Origin of the sequence: Rhodococcus sp. USK10 (assembly GCF_019378875.1) — a bacterium.
Lineage (GTDB): Bacteria > Actinomycetota > Actinomycetes > Mycobacteriales > Mycobacteriaceae > Rhodococcus_F > Rhodococcus_F pseudokoreensis.
The window spans coordinates 2,492,705-2,512,104 of the sequence record NZ_CP076048.1 but is presented as its reverse complement, the minus strand read 5'-3'; the positions used below and the strand labels follow the sequence as shown (position 1 = coordinate 2,512,104).

At 68.9% G+C, this 19,400-nt stretch carries 14 protein-coding genes; 7 read left to right on the top strand and 7 right to left on the bottom strand.

The window, feature by feature from the left end; genetic code table 11:
• Nucleotides 1–3 precede the first annotated feature (3 nt).
• Together I1A62_RS18645 and I1A62_RS18640 are read left to right on the top strand one after the other, a co-directional pair.
• On the top strand, nucleotides 4–660 hold the full coding sequence (locus tag I1A62_RS18645; RefSeq protein ID WP_219459381.1) for an alpha-ketoglutarate-dependent dioxygenase AlkB: 657 nt from the start codon (nucleotides 4–6) through the stop codon (nucleotides 658–660).
• Nucleotides 657–1,508, top strand: a complete 852-nt coding sequence (locus I1A62_RS18640) for a DNA-3-methyladenine glycosylase (protein WP_219459380.1) — start codon at nucleotides 657–659, stop codon at nucleotides 1,506–1,508. Before I1A62_RS18645 ends, I1A62_RS18640 begins: the two co-directional genes overlap by 4 nt.
• On the opposite strand, the gene I1A62_RS18635 is transcribed toward I1A62_RS18640, so the two are convergent.
• Both I1A62_RS18635 and I1A62_RS18630 read right to left on the bottom strand, forming a co-directional pair.
• Complete coding sequence (locus I1A62_RS18635; RefSeq protein ID WP_219459379.1) at nucleotides 1,505–3,727, bottom strand: MMPL family transporter; 2,223 nt, start codon at nucleotides 3,725–3,727, stop codon at nucleotides 1,505–1,507. The two genes, I1A62_RS18640 and I1A62_RS18635, sit on opposite strands and share 4 nt — an antisense overlap.
• A gap of 83 nt (nucleotides 3,728–3,810) precedes the next feature.
• The gene (locus I1A62_RS18630; protein ID WP_219459378.1) at nucleotides 3,811–5,352 is read right to left on the bottom strand and encodes a bifunctional 3'-5' exonuclease/DNA polymerase; all 1,542 of its coding nucleotides are present in this window, start codon (nucleotides 5,350–5,352) and stop codon (nucleotides 3,811–3,813) included.
• Nucleotides 5,353–5,468: 116 nt separating this feature from the next.
• Here I1A62_RS18630 and I1A62_RS18625 point away from each other — a divergent pair, with 116 nt between their 5' ends.
• Complete coding sequence (locus tag I1A62_RS18625; protein ID WP_072947758.1) at nucleotides 5,469–5,678, top strand: hypothetical protein; 210 nt, start codon at nucleotides 5,469–5,471, stop codon at nucleotides 5,676–5,678.
• 1 nt (nucleotide 5,679) lies between these two features.
• Here I1A62_RS18625 and I1A62_RS18620 read toward each other — a convergent pair whose 3' ends face one another.
• Together I1A62_RS18620 and I1A62_RS18615 are read right to left on the bottom strand one after the other, a co-directional pair.
• Nucleotides 5,680–7,026, bottom strand: coding sequence for a YhgE/Pip domain-containing protein (locus tag I1A62_RS18620; RefSeq protein ID WP_124391139.1), 1,347 nt, complete (start codon nucleotides 7,024–7,026; stop codon nucleotides 5,680–5,682).
• Between the two features lie 75 nt (nucleotides 7,027–7,101).
• On the bottom strand, nucleotides 7,102–7,350 hold the full coding sequence (locus I1A62_RS18615) for a phosphopantetheine-binding protein (protein ID WP_124391140.1): 249 nt from the start codon (nucleotides 7,348–7,350) through the stop codon (nucleotides 7,102–7,104).
• Between the two features lie 146 nt (nucleotides 7,351–7,496).
• On the opposite strand from I1A62_RS18615, the gene entS reads away from it, so the two are divergent.
• Entirely contained in the window at nucleotides 7,497–8,762 is a 1,266-nt protein-coding gene (gene entS / locus I1A62_RS18610; RefSeq protein ID WP_219459377.1) for an enterobactin transporter EntS, read from the top strand.
• A 16-nt stretch (nucleotides 8,763–8,778) separates the two neighbouring features.
• Here the strand turns inward: entS and I1A62_RS18605 are convergent, their stop codons facing one another.
• The 3 genes from I1A62_RS18605 to I1A62_RS18595 all read right to left on the bottom strand — a co-directional run bounded on the left by I1A62_RS18605 (nucleotide 8,779) and on the right by I1A62_RS18595 (nucleotide 17,658).
• Entirely contained in the window at nucleotides 8,779–9,843 is a 1,065-nt protein-coding gene (locus tag I1A62_RS18605) for an iron-siderophore ABC transporter substrate-binding protein (RefSeq protein WP_219459376.1), read from the bottom strand.
• Complete coding sequence (locus I1A62_RS18600) at nucleotides 9,840–16,913, bottom strand: non-ribosomal peptide synthetase (protein ID WP_219459375.1); 7,074 nt, start codon at nucleotides 16,911–16,913, stop codon at nucleotides 9,840–9,842. Before I1A62_RS18600 ends, I1A62_RS18605 begins: the two co-directional genes overlap by 4 nt.
• Before the next feature lie 97 nt (nucleotides 16,914–17,010).
• Complete coding sequence (locus I1A62_RS18595; protein ID WP_219459374.1) at nucleotides 17,011–17,658, bottom strand: isochorismatase family protein; 648 nt, start codon at nucleotides 17,656–17,658, stop codon at nucleotides 17,011–17,013.
• A 224-nt stretch (nucleotides 17,659–17,882) separates the two neighbouring features.
• On the opposite strand from I1A62_RS18595, the gene I1A62_RS18590 reads away from it, so the two are divergent.
• From I1A62_RS18590 to I1A62_RS18580, 3 genes are read left to right on the top strand one after another with little or no spacing between them, the layout of a single operon-like run.
• A complete protein-coding gene (locus I1A62_RS18590; RefSeq protein ID WP_219459373.1) occupies nucleotides 17,883–18,479 on the top strand; it encodes a DUF4178 domain-containing protein in 597 nt (198 codons plus the stop codon).
• A complete protein-coding gene (locus tag I1A62_RS18585; protein WP_124391146.1) occupies nucleotides 18,476–18,982 on the top strand; it encodes a DUF2617 family protein in 507 nt (168 codons plus the stop codon). Before I1A62_RS18590 ends, I1A62_RS18585 begins: the two co-directional genes overlap by 4 nt.
• Entirely contained in the window at nucleotides 18,970–19,392 is a 423-nt protein-coding gene (locus tag I1A62_RS18580) for a DUF4247 domain-containing protein (protein WP_218270358.1), read from the top strand. The genes I1A62_RS18585 and I1A62_RS18580 overlap by 13 nt, the downstream gene beginning before the upstream one ends.
• Nucleotides 19,393–19,400 lie beyond the last annotated feature (8 nt).

Below are 19,400 nucleotides of genomic sequence, written 5' to 3'. Positions count from 1 at the left end.
GTGATGTCCGCCTTGATACCCCGACCCCGGACCGTGGTCGCGCCCGGCGCCGTCCACGTCCCCGACTGGCTCACGCCGGAGGAGCAGCGCCACCTGGTGGCCGAATGCCGGGGATGGGCCACCGCCCCGGTCCCGATGCGGGCCGCGCAACTGCCGACCGGACACCGCATGTCGGTGCAGACGGTGTGCCTCGGCTGGCACTGGAAGCCGTATTCCTACTCGCGGACCGCCGACGACGCGGGCGGTGGGCGTGTCGCGCCGGTGCCCGACTGGCTGGTCGAACTCGGCCGACGGGCGGTCGGCGACGCGTATGGGGAGCCCGCCGCCGGGTACACACCCGATGCCGCGCTGATCAACTTCTACGACGACGCCGCGAAGATGGGCATGCACCAGGACAAGGAGGAACGATCCGACGCGCCCGTGGTGTCGTTGAGCATCGGCGACACGTGCACGTTCCGGTTCGGGAACACCACCACCCGCACCAAGCCGTACACCGACGTCGAACTGCTTTCCGGCGACCTGTTCGTGTTCGGCGGCGAGTCCCGCTTCGCGTATCACGGAGTGCCGAAAGTATTTCCCGGCACGAGTGATCCGGACTGCGGGCTGACCACGGGCCGACTGAACATCACGCTGCGGATGACGGGTCTCGAGGACACATGAGAGTGCGATTGCCGTATCGGGGTCCGTTCACCCATGGACCGCTGTGGGGTGCGCTCCGCGCGCACACCGTGGCCGGGCTCGAGCGACACGATTCCGACGGAACCCACACCCGGGTGGTCGAGGGACCGCACGGGCCTGCGCTGGTGTCCGTTCTCGTGCGACCCGCCGACGGGTATGTCGAGGCGCACCTGACACCGGCGGACCCGGACGACGTCGAGGCGCTGACCGCCACGATCCGGCGCTGGCTCGACCTCGATGCGGATCCGCTGCCGATCGACGCCGCGTTGAGCCGCCACCCGCAGCTTGCTCCGCTGGTGGCGCAGCGGCCGGGACTGCGGCGCCTGGGCAGCGTGGACGGGTTCGAGACGGCGGTCCTGACCGTTCTCGGCCAACAGGTTTCGCTGGCCGCCGCCCGGACGTTCGGCAGCCGCCTCGTGGCCGCGTACGGCCGACCCGTCCACGACGGCTTCTTCGCGTTCCCCGCACCGCAGACGCTGGCGGCGCTCGCACCCGAACAGTTCCGCTCGACCCTCGGTCTCACCGGGGCCCGGGCCAGGACGGTGCTCGCACTCGCCGAGGCCGCGTCGAACGGACTGCGCCTCGGCGCGGACACCGACCCGGCCGAGTTCCGGGCCGGTCTGATCGCGCTGCCCGGCATCGGTCCGTGGACGGCGGACTATCTGACGGTGCGGGTACTGGGCGACCCGGACGCGTTTTCACCCGACGACCTCGTTCTCAAACGCGCGCTGGGGGTCAAGACCGGCAGGAAAGCAGCGGAACTCGCCGAGGCGTGGCGGCCGTGGCGGGCCTACGCATTGTTCCACCTGTGGACGGACGAAGCGTATTAGTCCTTGGCTTTCGCCAACGCCGACGGCCACCAGATCTTCTTGCCGATGTCGTGGGAGAGCGCCGGGACGAGGATGCTGCGCACGATGATCGTGTCGAGCAGCACGCCGAACGCGACCGCGAAGCCGACCTCGGCGAGGAACACCAGCGGCAGCACTCCCAGCACCGCGAACGTCGCGGCGAGCACCACACCGGCCGACGTGATGACCCCACCGGTCACCGCCAGTCCGCGCAGCACACCGGATTTGGTGCCGTGTTCCTCGGTTTCCTCGCGGACCCGCGTCATCAGGAAGATGTTGTAGTCGATGCCGAGGGCCACCAGGAACACGAACGCGAACAGCGGGAACGCGGGATCCGCGTTCGCGAAATGGAAGACGTGGGTGAAGAAGAGCCCGCACACCCCGAGCGTCGCCGCGAACGACAAGACCACGGTCGCGATGAGGATGATCGGGGTGAGCAGCGCGCGGAGCAGGAGGGACAGCACGACGAAGATGACGACGAGAACGATCGGAATGATCAGGTTCCGGTCGTGCACCGACGCCGTCTGCACGTCGAGAGTGGTTGCCGTGCTGCCGCCGACGAGTGCATCGGCGCCGGGCACGGCGTGTGCCGCGTCCCGCAGCCGTTTCACCGTCTCGAGAGCTTCCGGCGAATCGTACGAGTCGGCGAGGGTCACGTTGACGACCATCCGACCGTCGATCGGTGCGGCGGTGAGAAAGTCGGGTGCGCACCCCTGCCCGGCCGCCGAAGCCACCGCCGCCGGGTTCGACTTGACGAGGGCGGACAGCTTCTCGACATCGACCTGCGGGCACACCGCGCCGGGATCCGTCGACACACCCTCCAAGCCGCTCACGGCCGCGATGACGGCGTCCGTCTGATCGGCGTTGGTAACGATGACGGCGGGCGCGCCTGCGCCCGGATCGAACTTGGAGTCGTACAACTCCTGGCCGACGACGGCGTCGGGCCGGTTGGTGAAGTTCTCCGAAGACGACAGCCCGTCCGTCTTCAGACTGCCGATGCCCACCAGGAACAGCACGGCGAGCAGCACCGTCGTGCCGATCCAGAGGGAACGGTCCTTGCTTCCGACCTGGGCGGCGATCTTGCCCCACAGGCCGTGCGTGGTGAGGTCGGCGGCGTGATCCACCTTGGGTTTCCGCGGCCAGAACACCCACCGCCCCGCCGCGGACAGTGCCACCGGCAGGAACGTCATCATCACGAGATAGGTGCACGCGATGCCGATCGCGGCGACCGGGCCGAGGCTCTTGTTGGAGTTCAATTCGGAGAACGTCAGGCACAGCAGACCGAGGATGACGGTGACCGCCGACGCCGTGATGGCGGGAGCGGATTCCTTCCAGGCCTTGATCATGGCGTCGAACCGGCTGGGATAGAAGTGCAGTTCTTCCCGATAGCGGGAGATCAGGAGCAGCGCATAGTCGGTGCCCGCGCCGATCACGAGAACGAACAGGATGCCCTGACTCTGCCCGGTGAGCGTGAGCACGTCGGCCTTCGCGAGGAAGTAGATGACCATCGACGCCAGACCGAGCGCGAGCAGCGCCGAGAACAGCGGGAAGAACCACAGCACCGGCGAGCGGTACACCACCAGCAGGATCAGGACCACCACGAGCAGCGCGGCCCCCAGCAGGGCGCCGTCGAGACCGGCGAACGCGTCGATGAACGCCACCAGCAGGCCGCCGGGACCGGCGGGGAGCACCTCGAGTCCGGTGGCCGCGTCCTTCGCGGCGGTGAGGACGTTCTCCTCGGTGGCGGCGAGCACGTCGCCGGCGACCGCCGTGCCGTCTTCCTTCGCGACGAGGGGTACGAAGATCGACGCCGTGGTGCCGTCCTCCGAGAACTGCGGCTGGGACATGCCTTCGGCGTCGACGCCGTCGACAGCCGCGATGGCGTCATGGGCCTGCGCGACGGCGGCCTTGTCCTGGTCGGTGAGCGGTGCGTCGCCGTGGAACAGCACGAAACCGGGGATGGTTTCGACGGTGAGGAACTTGGACGCTTCGTTGGTGACGATCGTCGATTCGGCGGAACTCGACAGGTAGGCGGCGTTGTCGTTCTTCTGGACCTCGGTGAGCTTCCCCTGGAACGTCCCCCCGAATCCGCCCGCGAAGAACGCGACGATCGCGATGGCCACGATGGTGAACGCGGGCCAGCGAAATCTGCGCGACTTCTCGCCGCTCGTGCTCGAGTCCGTCGAATCCAACTTCGTCATGGGTTCTCCTTCGCCGCCCCCGCCAGCAGTGCGTCCCAGTACACCATGCCGGGCGCACCCGCGACACCGGAAACCTGCGTGGGTCAGGCCTCGTCGGAGGTTTCCGCGTAGCAGTCCCGCACCGCCACATCCATGGGAAATCGCACCCGCGTCTCGCCGAACAGCAACCGGGTGGCTACGTCGACCGCGCCCAGCACGTGCCGCGTCGCGGACTCCGGGTCCCGGGTGTGCACCATCACCTCGTCGTGCTGGAAGAAGACCAGTTCGCTGTCCGGTTCGTCGGCGAGGCGGCGTCGCAGATCGGCGAGTACGCACAGCGCCCACTCGGATGCCGTGGCCTGCACCACGAAGTTTCGGGTGAACCGGCCGCGGGAACGCGCGTCGCCGTGCGACCAGAAGTCGGGGGACGGCGGTGGGCAGGCCCGGCCGAGCCACGAGTGCACGACCTCGCCGCGTTCACCGGCGCGGGCCGCCCTCTCGACGTATTCGACGGCGACGGGAAAGCGGGTGCGCAGCAGGGTGAGCAGGGAACGCGCCTCGCCGGCGGTGGCGCCGTACAGCACACCGAGGATCGCGACCTTGGCCTTGCCGCGGTCGCCGTCGAACGTCTCCGCCGCGACCGGTGCGTACAGGTCGTCGGCGCCCGCAGCGGCGACCATGCGGGTGTCACCCGACATGGCGGCCAGGATGCGCGGTTCGAGTTGGCCGGCGTCGGCGATGACGAACGTATGGCCCGGGTCGGCGATCACGCTCGACCGCAGCGGTTTCGGAATCTGCAGTGCGCCGCCGCCGCGGCTCGCCCAGCGGCCGGACACCACGCCGCCGGGGACGTAGACCGGGCGGAACCGGTCGTCGCGGACCCAGCTCTCCAGCCACTGCCAGCCGTTCGTGCTGAACAGCTTGGACAGGTCCCGATGGTGCAGGAGCAGCGGGACGGCAGGGTGATCGACGTCGCGCAGCAGGTGTTTGCGGGTCGACGCCAGTTCTATGCCCTCCCGGCGAAAGGCGTCGACGACCTCGACGTGGGACGCCGGGTTGATGCGACGGCCGAACGCCGCCCCGATCTCCACGGTGACGTCCTGGATGCGCTGCGGCGGGTCGTACCCGGCGGGCCGGGGCCCGAGCGTCGTCTCGAGGAACGCGCGGTGGGCGGCGGTGGAGAACGGCAGACCGTCGAAACTCATCTCCGCGGCGGCCAGCGCTCCCGCGGATTCGGCGGCCACCAGCAGGTCGAGTTTCGCATCGTCGCCGATCGTCTTCCGCTGCTCCGCGAAGTCGGCGACCACCTGCGCCGGATCCGTGGCGGGTGCGGTGTCGAACAGGCCGGGGCGTTCGTCGACGGGTTCGTCGGCCGGCGGCGCCGGAACGCCGTCGCGCATGCTGAGGACGGCATGGGCGAGCGCGAGGTCGTGGCAGCGCCGCACCCGCACCCCGGCCCGCAGCAGCGCCGGATAGACGGTGGCGGTGCTCGTCCACACCCAGCGGGGGTGTTCGGCTGCTTCGATGTCGCGGACCGCGGCCACGGCGTCGGAGTGCCGACGCGGCGACTCGACCGGAACTCCCGCGGGATCGGTGCGAACGGTCGTCGCGCCACCCTCGGCGCCGGGAACCATGACCACTCTCACGGGCCCAGTCTGCTCTGCGCCACCGACAGGCGATAATCCGCCGGCGAACGGGGGTGAATCCGCAGGTCGGCACTACACTGAAACGCAGACGCTTCTGCCGGAAGGAGGGGCATCCGATGGCAACCATCGAAGAGTTCGAGCAGACGGTGACCGACAAGGTGATCGCCGGACTGCACGACCGATTCGCCGACTACGAGCGCCGCGGAGTCGGACTCACCGAACTCGGCGACCCCGATCGGTTCGTCGAGCGGATCCTGGCGGCGGTGCCCGCCCCGCATCCCTGGTACGAACAGTTCGGCACGGCCTGGTCGTCCGCGCCCGCGTGACTCACGCCCCGGCCCTGTCCACGTCGGGGTCGGGTTGGGTCTGTGCCCTGTGGCGGCGGTGCAGGCCCTTGCGGTCGTAGAACCGGGTGATGACGGCACCGAAGACGAGTCCGATGAGCAGGCCGGCCAGGGTCATCCACACGGCGTGGATGAGGCCGGCGTCGCCGGAGGCGCCGAAGAACATGATGGCGCGCACCCCGATGTAGATCTGGTGCATCGGTTCGAACTCGCCGAGCCAGCTGTACAGCCGCGGCGCCGCCTCCAGCGGGATCGTGCCCCCGGACGAGGGGAGCGCCAGGACGACGAAGACCATCAGGTTGATGAGCAGGCCCAGGTTCCCGAACGCGGCCATCACCGACATCGCCGTGATCCCGACGGCGGCGATCGCGAACGCGCCGTACTCCCACAGCGCGAGCGGATCGGTGATCGGAAGCCCGAGGGCGGAGCTGATCCACAGGTACAGCCCGGACACGATCATCGCCAGCAGTACCATCACCGCCCACTTGATCAGCAGGGTGTTGAAACGGGAGATCGGGACCGCCTCGTTGTGCAGGTACAGCGGCCCGACCTCGGTCGGGGTGAATCCGAGCATGCCGTCGATCAGCGTGCTCGCGATGGTCGCACCGGTGAATCCGGCCAGGACGATCAGCAGCGCGTAGTAGAACGCAGCCAGCCCGAAACCGGTGCCGTCCGGCAGCGGGTTGTGCGCCACGATCCGCACGTCGATGGGGTCGTCGAGCACCAGCCGGCTGGCCCCCGACAGCTGGAGGTCGGGGGCCGTCGCCTGGAGTTGCTGCGTCACCTGGGTGGTGAGCTGCTCGCCCATCGACTGGTTGGCCTTGTCCATCGCCATCTCGCCGATGTTCTGGACGAGGTTCGCACTGATCGTGCCGGCGCGGGGGTTCGTGTAGATGGTGATCACGGGTCGCTCGACGTCCCCGGGGATCACGCTCGCCTGGGCGAGGATGAAGGTGCGCTTCGTGAAGTCGCTCGGGATGACGATCGCACCGTAGATCTCGCCGTTGTCCAGTGCGGACTGGGCCTGCGCGATCCCGATCTGCCGCAGTTCGATCTTGTTCGGATCGACGCCCTCGAGAAGACCCGCGGCGATCTGGTTGCCGAAGTTCTGCTGCTGCGGCGGATCGGAGTTGGGCAGGGTGTCGCCCTCGTCCTGGTTGACGAGGGCGATGGGGAAGTGGTTGAGATGCTTGGGGGGATTGAGCATGCCGCCCATGTACAGCGCGGCGAGCAGGGACATGACGACGGAGACGAGAAGTACGGGGGCTATCCAGAACCGTGGTGTCCGCAGCACGCTCATCTTGCCGGTATCGCTGGTTTCGTGTGCCATGGCCCCTCGCGTCCTCCCGTGTCCGTGTCGCTCCCCGGATCGACCAGCCGGATCAAGAGTAGGCGGTGGGGCCGCTCAGTGCGCCGAAGTGACCTCGAACCAGGCGTCGAGCGTCGGCTCTCCGACGAGGTCGACGAGATCGACCTGGACGCCGTCCGCCCGCCAGCGTTCGACCAGCGCCATCACGCGCACGGAGTCCATCCCCTCGTCGAGGAGGTTCGCGTCGTCGTCGATGTCGGAGACCGGGACGTCGAGGACGTCGGCGACGTCGGCCCGGATTCGGTCGCGGGTCGGAACTGTGCTGGGGGCGGAACTCACTGTCATCCTCCGGTTCGTCGGCCGGACCACGGCGCGTTGAGCCGCTTCGGCCGCATGGGGTAGGTTGCTGGGTTAGTGAAGCCTAAGCATAGTTGCTCTCCGCGCGAACGGCGAAACGGAGAGCTGTTGCAACCGAATGTGAATGGATGACAATGGCTGGATTATCGCGATACGCAATCGACTTGACGCCTCTCCGGACGAGTCGCGAGTTCCGATACATCTTCATCGCCCGCACGATCTCCATCTTCGGTCTGGGTCTGCTGCTGGTGGCCGTGCCACTGCAGGTGTACGACATGACGAATTCCACACTGGCAGTGGGCGCGGCGAGCATCGTCGTGGGCTCGTCGGTGTTCGTCGGCACCCTGTTCGGCGGCGTGATCGCCGACCGGTACGACCGCAGGCCGGTCATCTCGCTCGCCCGGGCCGCCGCGGGTGTGGCGTTCGCGATCCTCGCGGTCAACGCGTTCCTCCCCACACCGCAGTTGTGGATCATCTACCTGTGCGGCGTGATCGAGGGCCTCGCGGGCGGCATCTCCGCGACCGCACTGATGGCGGTGATCCCGTCGCTGCTGCCCAAGGACAAGATGGCCGCCGCCGGCGCCCTGATGACCGTGATGGCCGATCTCGGGACTGTCGCGTCGCCCGCCATCGGCGGTGTGATCATCGCCGCGACGTCCGTGGGCACCAACTACGTTCTCGCCGCGGTGTCGTCGGGGATCACCGCGTACTGCATCGCCAGGCTGCCGTCGCTGCCGCCGCCGGTCAAGAACACCGAAAGTCCGCTGCGGTCGATCGCCAGCGGTTTCACTTACGCCGCCAAGGACTCCGTGGTCGGCGGAACGCTGCTGGTCGGCTTCTGCGCGATGATGCTGACCGGCTGGAACGTGCTGCTGCCCGCCTACGCGAGCCAGGTGTTGCACGCCGGACCGGCCGCCACCGGGCTTCTCTACAGCGCTCCCGCCGTCGGCGCCCTCACCGGGTCGCTCACGAGCGGCTGGACGGGAACCGCGCGGCGCGGTGGCCTGATGGTGTTCCTCGCGGCGATGATCGCGTCGGCGGGGCTGATCGGCGTCGGCGCGGTCCCGATGATCGCGGTCACGTTCCTCGGTCTCGCCGCACACGGTTTCGGGCGTGTGCTCGGCGATATCCTCCGGTACGCGGTCATCCAGACCGAGACCCCCGAGGAGTACCGCGGACGCGTCGCGGGTGTGTGGGGCGCCCAGATCTCCACCGGCTCGGCGGCCGGAGCGCTCGTCGCGGGCGCCGTCGGCGCCGCGGTGGGCCCGCGGGAGGCGTTCCTCCTCTACGGGGCCGGCGGCATCGTGGTGCTGGCGGTTCTCGCGGTGGCCTTGAAGGGACTGCGCACCTACAGCAGTGCCGCTGCCGAAGAGGACGACCTCTCGGCAGCGGCACAGTGACGCTGTCAGGCGGGAACTAGCTGGCCTGAGCGTTGTTCGCGGCCTGCGACAGCTGCGGGAGCAGCTTGTCGAGCAGCCACGGCACGCTGAGCACGTTCGGCGAGCTCGACGCGAACACCAGCGGCGGATCGGTCAGACCCACGTAGGCGTTGTCGCGCACGGCCTTCACCCCGGCGAACAGCGGGTTCGACTGGACCTCGTTCTGCAGTTCGGGCGAGAGGTACCAGGCGAGCAGCACATCCGGGTTGTACGTCGGCAGCAGTTCCATGCTGACCGGGGCGGCGAACTTGGTCTGGTCACTGCTCTCGCGCAACTTCTGGGCGAGCGGGTCGACCGTGAAACCGAGGCTTGCCAGCATCTTCAGGCGAGGGTCGGTGTCGAAGTAGAAGTTGTACGATCCCGGCTCGGTGCCGCTGCCGAAGGCCACCGTCTTGCCGGCGAACTCGGGGTGCTGCGACTTCGCCTGCGCCAGGGTGTCCTGCGTCTGCGTCACAAGCGCCTCGGCCTGTGCCGACCGGCCGAGGGCCTTGCCAACGGTGGTTATCTGGTCTTCCCAGCTGGTCGCCCAGCGACGCTCCGGGTACGCCACGGTGGGGGCGATCGCCGACAGCTTGTCGAACTGCTCCTGGTTCACACCGGAGTGCACGGCCAGGATCACGTCGGGGGCGAGTGCCGCGATCTGCTCGTACGGCATCTCCTTGCTCGACGCCGTCAGCAACGCGGGTTCCGCGTTCGGGTCGAGCTCTTCGAGCTTCGCGCGCGACCACGGCAGCAGGCCGTCGTCGGTTCCGGTGTCCGACTTCATGTTCTGCACGGCCACGGGCACGACGCCGAGCGACAGTGCCGCGTCCTCGCTGCCCCAGCCGATCGTGACGACGCGCTCCGGTGCCTCCGGGATCTCGGCGGTGCCGAGCGCCGACGGAATCGACACGGGGAAGGCCGACGCGTCGGCCTGTCCGGTGGCGGATCCCGCCGCGTCGGTGGAGTCGGTCGTCGACTCGCTGCAGGCACCCGCGAACAGCGCGGTTGCCGCCATCATCACGATTCCGGCTCTACGCCAGTATCTTCCGGACGTTTTCATCGATCTCCCTGTTCTTTGTTGATGGGGTTCGTGTGCGAGCCGAACGAGGCGAGTGCCTCGTTCACGGCGGAGCCGACTTCGCCGATCCAACGCGGCTGAGTCATGTCCTTGTGCTCGCAGTCGAGGTCGTGGTTGACGATGGTGCCGGTCAGGTAGGGCCGCCACAGGTCGTACGTCGCCGCGGTCGCTGGATTCCTGGCCGCGGTGAAGAAGAGCATGTCGGAGTCCACGACGATCTGTGAGGGTTCGGATTCGAGACGCACGGCGTTCGCGAAGTTGTCGATCATCGCGGCCGGGGTGTGCTCGTTGATCCCGGCGAGGGCACTGCCCTCGCCGCGCAGGATGTCGATCACCTGCTGCCGGTCGAGTCCGTCCGCGAGGAGCGGTTCGGGGTCGTAGCCGACCATGTACAGCAGCGCGGCGAGCGCGTCCTGCTCCGTCGGCATCGACGCCCACGCGTCCGACGGGAAGGAGTCGAGCATGATGAGCATGCCGAGTTCCTCGCCCTGGTTCTGCAGTGCGCCCGCGATGGCGTGCGCGACGACGCCGCCCAGCGACCATCCGAGGAGGTGGTACGGGCCCGTCGGCTGCACGGTTCGCATGTGCTCGATGTATTCGGCGGCCATGTCCTCGAGCGTTTCCGGCGGCCGCTTGGACGTCGACAGGTTGGACGCCTGCACGCCGTACAGCGGGTAGTCGTCGTCGATGTGCCGCAGCAGGCCCGAATAGCCCCAGCTGATCCCGCCGGCGGGGTGGAAGCAGAACACCGGCGGCTTCGACCCCTCGGTGCGGAACGGAAGCAGCACGGCGAGTGCGTCGGCGTCGTGATCGTCGTCGAGGCGCCCGGCCAATTGGGCCACGGTCGGCGCCGCGAACAGCGACGCCACCGTCGCGGTGACGGACAGGCGCTTCGAGATCGCGCTCATCAAACCGGCCGCCATCAGCGAGTGGCCACCGAGGTCGAAGAAGCTGTCGTCGATGCCGACCCGCTCGATGCCGAGGGCCTCCGCGAACAACTGGCACAGAACCTCTTCGCGCGCCGTGCGCGGCCCCCGCTCGGACACCTGCAGCGACAGGTGCGGAACGGGGAGCGACGACTGGTCGAGCTTGCCGTTGGGGAGGGTGGGGAACTCGTCGACCGCGATGAACGCGGCCGGGATCATGTAGTCCGGCAACCGGCTGGCGGCGCGGCGGTGCAAGTGGTCGGGGTCGATCCGGCCGCCCGGCACCGACGTGGCGTACGCGACCAGCCGCTGATCGCCCGGCCGGTCCTCGCGGACCACGACGACGATGTGCTCGACGTCCGGGTCACCGGACAGCACGGCCTCGATCTCGTTGAGTTCGATGCGGAATCCGCGCACCTTGACCTGCGAGTCGGCGCGGCCGGTGAAGTAGATCTGACCGTCCCGGCCCCACCACACCACGTCCGACGTCCGGTACATGCGACTGCCCGGATCCGCGAACGGGTCGGCGACGAACCGCTCCGCCGTCTTGGGGCTCTGGTTGCGGTATCCGCGGGTGACGCTGTCGCCCGCGAGATACAGCTCGCCGGACACGCCCGGCGGCACCGGCCGCAGCGCGTGGTCCAGGACGTACGCATGCTTGCCCGGGTCGACGACGCCGATGGGGACGGGACCTTCGTGTCCCGGTTCGACGAGGGCCAGGGTGGCGTTGACCGTGCACTCGGTGGGTCCGTACGCGTTGAACAGCCGGCGGCCGGGTGCGTACCGCTCGATCAGTTGCGGGGTGAGCTTCTCGGCCCCGAGCATCAGGTCGACGCCGTCCGGGATGGGATGCTCCGGCGGGAACGCGGCGGCGAAAGACGGTGGCACACCGACGAAGTTCACGTCGTGTTCGTTGATGACCCGGGCGAGCGGCTCGCCGGGGATGCGGTCGGCGTCCGTCGCGACCACCAGCGTCCCGCCCGAGAGCACCCCCCACATGATCTGCCAGAACGCGAGGTCGAAGCTGATGGACGAGAAGTGCAGCGCCCGCGTGCGGTGGTCCATGCCGATCACGTCCGACTGCAGCGACAGCAGGTCCGCGATACCGAGGTGCGGGACGACGACGCCCTTGGGAACCCCCGTCGACCCGGAGGTGTAGATGAGGTACGCGGCGTCGTCGAGTTGCAGTGGCCTGCTGCGGTCGGCGTCCGTGGGGGTGGTGACAGGTTGGGTGTCGAGCAGCGTCTGCAGGTACGGATCGTCCAGGTCGAGAACGGGCACGTCGGTGCCGAGCGGACTCCGGTCGGGCACACCGACGGATGAGGTGAGGATCGCGACCGGGGCGCCGTCGGCGAGCATGTGCGCGATCCGGTCGGCCGGGTACGTCGGGTCGACGGGAAGATATGCGGCACCGCTCTTCAGCACGGCGAGAACACTGATGATCAGCTCGGCGGATCGGTCGAGGGCGAGCGCGACCACGTCGCCGGGGCCTGCGCCCCGCGAGATCAGCAGGTGGGCAATCCGGTTAGCGCGTTCGTCCAGCTGCCGGTAGGTGAGCGAAACGGCGGGCCGCACGCTGGATCCGACGGCGAGGGCCTCGGCGTCGGGGGTGCGGGCCACCTGCTCCGAGAAGTACTCGTCGAACGTGCGGGCGGGAATGGAGTGCTCCGAGTGCGACCATTCGCCGAGCACCCGCTCCCGCTCCTGCGGGGTCAGGATGTCGAGCAAACCGATCCGCTGCTCGTGATTCGCGACGAGGCGCTCGATCACCACGGCGAGTCGGTCGGCGAGGGATTCGACCGTTGCGGCATCGAAGAGTTCGGTGGAGTACTCGAACGTCACGTCGACCCCGCCGCTGTCCGGACCTTCCTGGAAGCGCAGCGCCAGATCGAATTTCGCGGACGTCGCGTCGAGCATCCGCACGGCCGCGGTCGTTCCGTCGAATTGCTCCGCCGCGGCGTCCTGCTTCCAGTGCGAGAGCATCACCTGGAACAGGGGGTGGCGGGCCGACGACCGTGGGGGATTGACCAGTTCCACGATGCGGTTGAACGGCACGTCGGCGTGGTCGACGGCGTCGAGGTCGACGGCCCGGACCCGGTCCAGCAGTTCGTCGAACGTCGGGTCGCCCGAGACGTCGGTCCGCAGGACCACCGTGTTGATGAAGCAGCCCACCATCGCGTCGAGGTCGGGGTGACTGCGACCGGCGACGGGCACACCGAGAGCGATGTCCTCACCGGCCCCCAGCCTTTCGAGGAGTACGGCCACGGCGGCATGGACGATCATGAAGAAGCTCGCACGCCGCTCGGCGGCGAGCGCATCGACGGCCGCGTGCAGCGACGGCGACAGCGTGCGGTGCACGCTCGCGCCGCGATTGGTCGGCAGGGCAGGTCTCGGGCGGTCGGTGCGCCAGCCCAGTTCGAGCGGCAGCCCGGCGAGTTGCTCACGCCAGTAGTCGAGCTGGCCGGTCAGCAACGGGGTCGCGTCGTCCGGCCCCGCGCCGATGCGTTCGCGCTGCCACACGGCGACGTCCGGGTACTGCAACGGCAGCGGCGTGAACTCCGGTGCCCGCCCTGCGCGGCGGGCGTTGTACGCGAACGCGAGATCGTCCAGCAGCTTCGCCTGCGACCATTCGTCGCCGATGATGTGGTGCATCAACAGGACCAGCGTGTGCTGCGGCTCGTACAGCACCGCGCGCAGCGGCGGCTGGTCGGTGAGTCCGAGCCCCACCGTCGTCATCGCCGCGATGTGCCCCTCGATGTTGCCGACGTTGTCGACGCGCTCGAGCCGGACGTTCGCGTGTGCCGCAGGAAGCACGACCTGGTGGGGCATCGAATCGACGAGGGGGAACACCGTCCGCAACGACTGATGCCGGGTCGCGACGTCCGCGAGCGCCGCGGACAGCGCATCCGGTTCGAGGCCGTCCCCGAAATCGACCGCCAGTGCCAGCAGGTACGTTCCGCCGCCGGCCGCGCTGTCGAGGAACCACAGGCGTTCCTGCGCGGGGGACAACGGCACCGGGGTGCCCTCGGGGAGGTCCCGCGGGGACGGCCTGCCGGCCTGCACCCGCTCGCCGGCGTCCTCCAGTTGCGCGGCGACGGCGGCCACGGTCGGGTTCTCGAAGACCGTCGCGACCCGCAGCGGCACACCGAGTTCCGCGGTGATCGCCGACACGAGAGCGGCGGCGAGGAGAGAGTTCCCGCCCAGCGCGAAGAAGTCGTCGTGGACGCCGACCTGCTCGGCGCCGAGGATCGAGGTGAACAGCGGGAGGATCCGAGCCTCGGTGCCGGTGCGGGGTGTGTCGCCGGACTGTCCGAGCCACCGGGGGGCGGGCAGCGCGTCCTTGTCGACCTTGCCGTTGTGGGTCAACGGCAACCGGTCGAGCATCACCAGCGCGGACGGCGTCATGTACCCCGGCAGCGAGCGGACGAGGTGCGCCCGCACGTCCTCCTCGACCGTGTCGGGCGCGCTACCCGGACGGGGAACGACGTACCCGACGATCCGCTGGTCGCCGCCGGCCTGCTCGTGCACTGTCGCCACCGCCGCCTGCACGTCGGGAACCGCGGTCATCGCGGCGGTGATCTCGCCGAGTTCGACACGGTAACCACGCAATTGGATCTGGTCATCGATCCGGCCGTGGTAGTGGAGGGTGCCGGTCGCGTCGTACCGGGCGAGGTCGCCGGTCCGGTACATACGCGTCCCGCTCGGCGCGAACGGGTCGGCGACGAACCGCGCCGACGTCAGGTCGGGACGCCCGAGGTAGCCGGGGGACAGTCCGGGCCCGGAGACGTAGATTTCGCCGGTGATGCCGGGCGGCACCGGGCGCAGTCCCGGCCCGAGCACGTACGTGCACAGGTCGCCGAGCGGCGCCCCGATGTCCACGACGTCGGCGCCGGTGACCTTCGTGGCGGTGACGTGGACGGTGGTCTCGGTGATGCCGTACATGTTGATCAGGGTCGTTTCCGCACCCGGACCCGAGGCGGTGAACCAGGCGCGCAGGACGGCCGGATCGAGGGCCTCACCGCCGAACACGACGTACCGCAGCCGCAGCCGGTCGAACGAGTCCGCGCGGACGAGAGCGTCGACGAGATGCCCGAACGCGGACGGCGTCTGGTTCAGGACGGTGACACCCTCGTCGACGAGAAGGGCGGCGAGGTCGGCCGGTGACGTGAGGGTGGTCTCGTCGACCGTGACGAGGCGGCCGCCGTGCAGCAGTGCGCCCCAGATCTCCCACACGGAGAAATCGAACGCATACGAATGCAGCAGCGGCCAGCAGTCGTCCTCGGCGAACGTGAACCATTCCCGGGACACCTCGAACAGGCGCATCACGTTGCGGTGCGGAATCGGAACGCCCTTGGGTACACCGGTGGATCCGGACGTGTAGATGATGTACGCGATGTCGTCGGCGCGCACCGGGTTTTCGAGTTCCCCGACGCCGGATTGCGGCGCGCCCTCCTCGACGCGGGGGAGGTCGCCGAGCAGATCGGCGGATCCGATTCCCAGCGTCGGCTGCGCGTCCCGCAGGATGAACCGGGCCCGCTCGGCCGGGGAGGACGGATCGATCGGCAGGTAGGTCGCGCCGCTGCGGAGAATCGCGAGGACGGCGACGATCAGATCGGTGCCGCGGGGGAGGCTGACGGCCACGACCGTGCCGCGTCCGGCACCGGCCGACCTCAGCCGGCGCGCCAGGGCGGCGCTGCGCTCCGAGAGTTCCCGGTATGTCAGGTCGTTCACCGCGACCCGGTCCGGGTGGGTGCGCACCTGCGCGAGGAAGGCGGAGACGATGCTGTCGGGAAGTGCCGCTGCCGTGCCGGTCCGGTCGAGTCCGGCCGCCGACCGCCACAAGTGCAGTTCGTCCGGGGCGCAGACGTCCACGACCGCGACGGGTTCCGTTGCCACGGAGATGCTTCGGAGGTAGTGCGCGAAGCGGTGTGCGTGGTTCCGGATCTCGACGTCCGTGTAGACCTCGGGGTTTCCGGCCCATTCGAGCGTGAGTTCGTCGCCGGCGCCGGAGACGGAGATCACCACGTCCTCCACCGGACCGGTGGCCAGTTGGTGCACCGACCCGGAGGTGGGGCCGAAAGCGATTCTGGCGGCGAACGGTTTGACGTTCACCACCGCTCCGCCGGTGACGCGGCTCCCGGCGTCCCGGACGCGCTGGAACGGCCGGGTGTCGGACAGAGCTGCGGCCACCCGGCCGGTCACGTCGGCGAACGTCGACCTTGTGTCGAGGGGAATGCGGAGCAGCACGATGTTCGTGGCCGTCACGGGCGACGCCAGCTCGATTCCGTTGCGGGCCAGCACCGGAATGCGGAGCGTCACCTCCTCGGCTCCCGTGTGGGTGCCCAGGTACGCGGCGGCGGCCGCGTACACCGCCTCCGCCCACGTGGTCGCCTGCGCGGTGGCGGCGGCGCGCAGGCTCTGCGCGACGTCGGGGTCGATCGGGATCGTGCACCGATGGGGATCGGGGGCAGGCCGGCGCACCGTGTCGCTGAATCCGACCGGACGCGATGCGGCAGGCGGCGCGCTGTCGGGGGCCGCGGCGTCGAACTCCTGTGCCGCCCGGACGTGCTCGCGCAGCGGCGGGAACTTGGCCGGTCGGGGTTCGGTGCCCGCGAGCCGGGCCGCGTACAGCGCCGCCGCACGGCGGGTGAGCAGCGAATACCCGTAGGCGTCCAGCAAAGCGTGCGGGGCGCGGAGATACCAGATCGCACCGGATTCGGCCGTGATGAGTGCCGTGCGCACGAGGGGAGTGGTGTCGAAGTCGAGTGGCCGGCGCACGTCCTCGCGCATCCACTCCAGGGCCGCTGCCCGGTCGAGATCGAGGCGCTCGAGTTCGGGTGCGTGATGTCGATCGTGCACCTGGATCACGTCGGCAGAATCGGCGTCTGCTTCGCCCTCGAATCGGACCGAGAGGACCTCGGCCTCCTCGATCACCGTGCGTATCGCCGCGGCGAGAGCGTCGAGGTCGACGGGGGCCGCGACCTCCACGTATTCGGCTGTCGTGAACGCCGACCGGGTCGGGTCCAGATGGTGCCCGGCCCACAGTTCGCGCTGGGCGGCGGTCAAGCTGACGTCGGTGTCCGCCCCGGTCTGCAGGGTGGACGGCGACGATATCGAAAGGGACATCTAACAGGCGCTCCTGATGCTGTCGTCGTGCGGGCGTGCTCGGGCATGCAGCTACTCGACGTGTCAGGTTAGCCTAACCACATACCGAGTGGTGGGGTCAGCCGACTTCGAGCGGGGAGAGTGCGGTGACCAGCGCATCCGTGGTGGTCACCGAGCCGCAGCGTTTTGCCGCGTACGTGAGCGCCATGAGGTGCTCGTCACGGCTGAAATCCGCAGTCGCGTCGGAAACCAGGAACGGCTGGACGTCCGACATGAACGCCTCGGCGGCACTCAACATGCAGCCCATGTGCGTGTACACGCCCGTCACGATCAGCTGGTCGCGGCCGTGGTGGCCGAGCAACTGCCGGAGGTCGGTGCGCTGGAAGGCCGAATACCGCCATTTGGTCACCTGGATGTCGTCGTCGCGGGGAGCGAGCGGCTCGACCACCTCGGTGTCGCGACCCGAGGTCAGTCCCGGACCCCAGAAGTCGGCGAGGATGCCGCGACGTGACGGATGCTGGTCGCCCGGCTGCATCGTGTAGATCACGGGAATCCCGGCTTCCGAGCAGAGTTCGCGAATCCGGACCATGTTGGCCATCGCGGTCGACATCGGCTCCGCGCGCACGTCGTACGCGTCGATGAAGTAGTTCTGCATGTCGTGGACCAGCAGTGCGGAGCGCCGGGGGTCGAGGCGCCAGGACACCTTCGATTCGGGGACCTCCTGGATCTCCGGAATCGTGTAGGTCGAAATGGGCGGGATGGCCATATGGTTCCTCACTGTCGGTTCTGTCGACTTCTGGGCGTATGCCGCGCGAATCGCGGTGAACGACAGCGCTCCGCCCCGCCGCTCGCGCGTTCGGTTAGGCTAGCCTTTGCTACCTGGCTTCTGCAATCGCCACGTGTGCGGGTCTGAGGCGCACAGTAAGGTGACTGACCGGTGGGGGCCGGGCGTTGGCCTCCCGCGCCGGAGCCGCCGACCAGGAGAGACCGTTGACCAAGCTGCTGTTGCTGCTGCTGATCGTTGTCGTGATCGTGGGCATCGTGCTGATCCTGCGAAATCGGGCCGGGAAGAACAAAGCTCCTGCTGCCAGGGTCGATCCGCTCGCCGACTACCCGGAGGTCTACGACCCGTACAAGATCGGAGTCGGCGACATCATCACGTACGCCGGAATCGATCACGTCGTGCGCGGAACCATCACCCTCGACGAAGAGGGATACATCTGGCACGAACACCTCCTCGACGGGTCGACCGGTCAGCGGTGGCTCACCGTCGAGAACGACGAGGGCAGCCTCGACATGACGCTGTGGATGCGCCGCGAGGGCACCGGCCTCGAACCGGGCGGTGACGTGATCCTCGACGACAGGGTGCACCGGCAGATCGAGCGCGGCACCGCCTCGTTCACGGCGGAAGGCACCACCGGGACCGCACCCCAGGGCATCGTCGACTACGCCGACTACGCGACCGCCGACAAGACCGGCCTGCTGTCCTTCGAACGCTGGGCACGGACGCAGTCGTGGGAGGTCTCCACGGGCCGCGCCGTCACCCGGGGCGAACTCACCGTGATCCATTCCGGTCCGCCGCAGTGACGCTGCACGTCCTCGACATCGAATCCCGGGATGTGACGGCCGAGGCGCTCGGTCTCGTCGTGAACGCCGAAACCCCGCTTCCGCTGGCCGAACTCACCATCACCTACGGTGACGAGCGGGTGACCCTCGGCGTGCTCGGGGCGTCGCACGCGGTGACGGCGTCCGCGGCGGGCAGCATGATCACCGAGCAGGTGTCGTGCGACGCGATCCAGGCAGGCGGCAGACCGTTGCCGGTGTCCGACAGCGCGGGCGGGTACCGATTCGACTCCACCACCGACACCGTCGACCGCGCCCACCTCGAGCAGACCGCCGACTGGCTGCGGCGGCAGGCCACCGAGGTGGAGGGGTGGATCTGCGGGGCGTTCCCCGGAGACCACACCGCACTGACCGCGCTCACGGCGACGCGTGAGCATTCCGGCGGATGGGCCTGGCAGACCTGGCATCTGTATCCGCTAGATAAGGGTGGGGTGATCGTGAAGACACGAAGCAGGTGGCTGCCGTGAGCAGGTTAGGGACACGGGTGCGGCTCGCCCCGATGCTGCTCCTGGTGCTGGCCGCGACCGCGTGCGGCGGCGGGGTGCGTGACTACATCGCCGACACGTACGCGCTGCAGAACACCGCGGGCGACGCGAAGACGTACACGTCGAAAGACCCGGTGGGCACCACCGTCTCGTCGATCGTCGCCGAAGAGCCGCCTGCGGCCCGGAAGGCGGACGGCGGCAGCGAATACCTGCGCTACGACGACGACATCGTCACGGTCAGCGCCGCGCCGGGCGGCGGCAGCCTCGTGCGCGTCGAAGACATCGACGGACGCTACCGAAGCGGCGGGTACGCCTATCTGGGGTCCGGTTTCAACCCCGGCTCACCGGCGGGCGGTGCCAGCGGCAGCGGCGGATCCGGCAGCGCGAAATGACAGAGACC

Excerpts from the sequence above, each read along its gene's own strand:
- I1A62_RS18605 (WP_219459376.1), bottom strand. The coding sequence starts at position 9,843 with ATGAAAACGTCCGGAAGATACTGGCGTAGAGCCGGAATCGTGATGATG.
- I1A62_RS18620 (WP_124391139.1), bottom strand. The coding sequence starts at position 7,026 with ATGGCACACGAAACCAGCGATACCGGCAAGATGAGCGTGCTGCGGACA.
- I1A62_RS18640 (WP_219459380.1), top strand. The coding sequence starts at position 657 with ATGAGAGTGCGATTGCCGTATCGGGGTCCGTTCACCCATGGACCGCTG.
- I1A62_RS18625 (WP_072947758.1), top strand. The coding sequence starts at position 5,469 with ATGGCAACCATCGAAGAGTTCGAGCAGACGGTGACCGACAAGGTGATC.
- I1A62_RS18600 (WP_219459375.1), bottom strand. The coding sequence starts at position 16,913 with ATGTCCCTTTCGATATCGTCGCCGTCCACCCTGCAGACCGGGGCGGAC.
- I1A62_RS18635 (WP_219459379.1), bottom strand. The coding sequence starts at position 3,727 with ATGACGAAGTTGGATTCGACGGACTCGAGCACGAGCGGCGAGAAGTCG.
- I1A62_RS18615 (WP_124391140.1), bottom strand. The coding sequence starts at position 7,350 with ATGACAGTGAGTTCCGCCCCCAGCACAGTTCCGACCCGCGACCGAATC.
- I1A62_RS18595 (WP_219459374.1), bottom strand. The coding sequence starts at position 17,658 with ATGGCCATCCCGCCCATTTCGACCTACACGATTCCGGAGATCCAGGAG.
- I1A62_RS18645 (WP_219459381.1), top strand. The coding sequence starts at position 4 with ATGTCCGCCTTGATACCCCGACCCCGGACCGTGGTCGCGCCCGGCGCC.
- entS (WP_219459377.1), top strand. The coding sequence starts at position 7,497 with ATGGCTGGATTATCGCGATACGCAATCGACTTGACGCCTCTCCGGACG.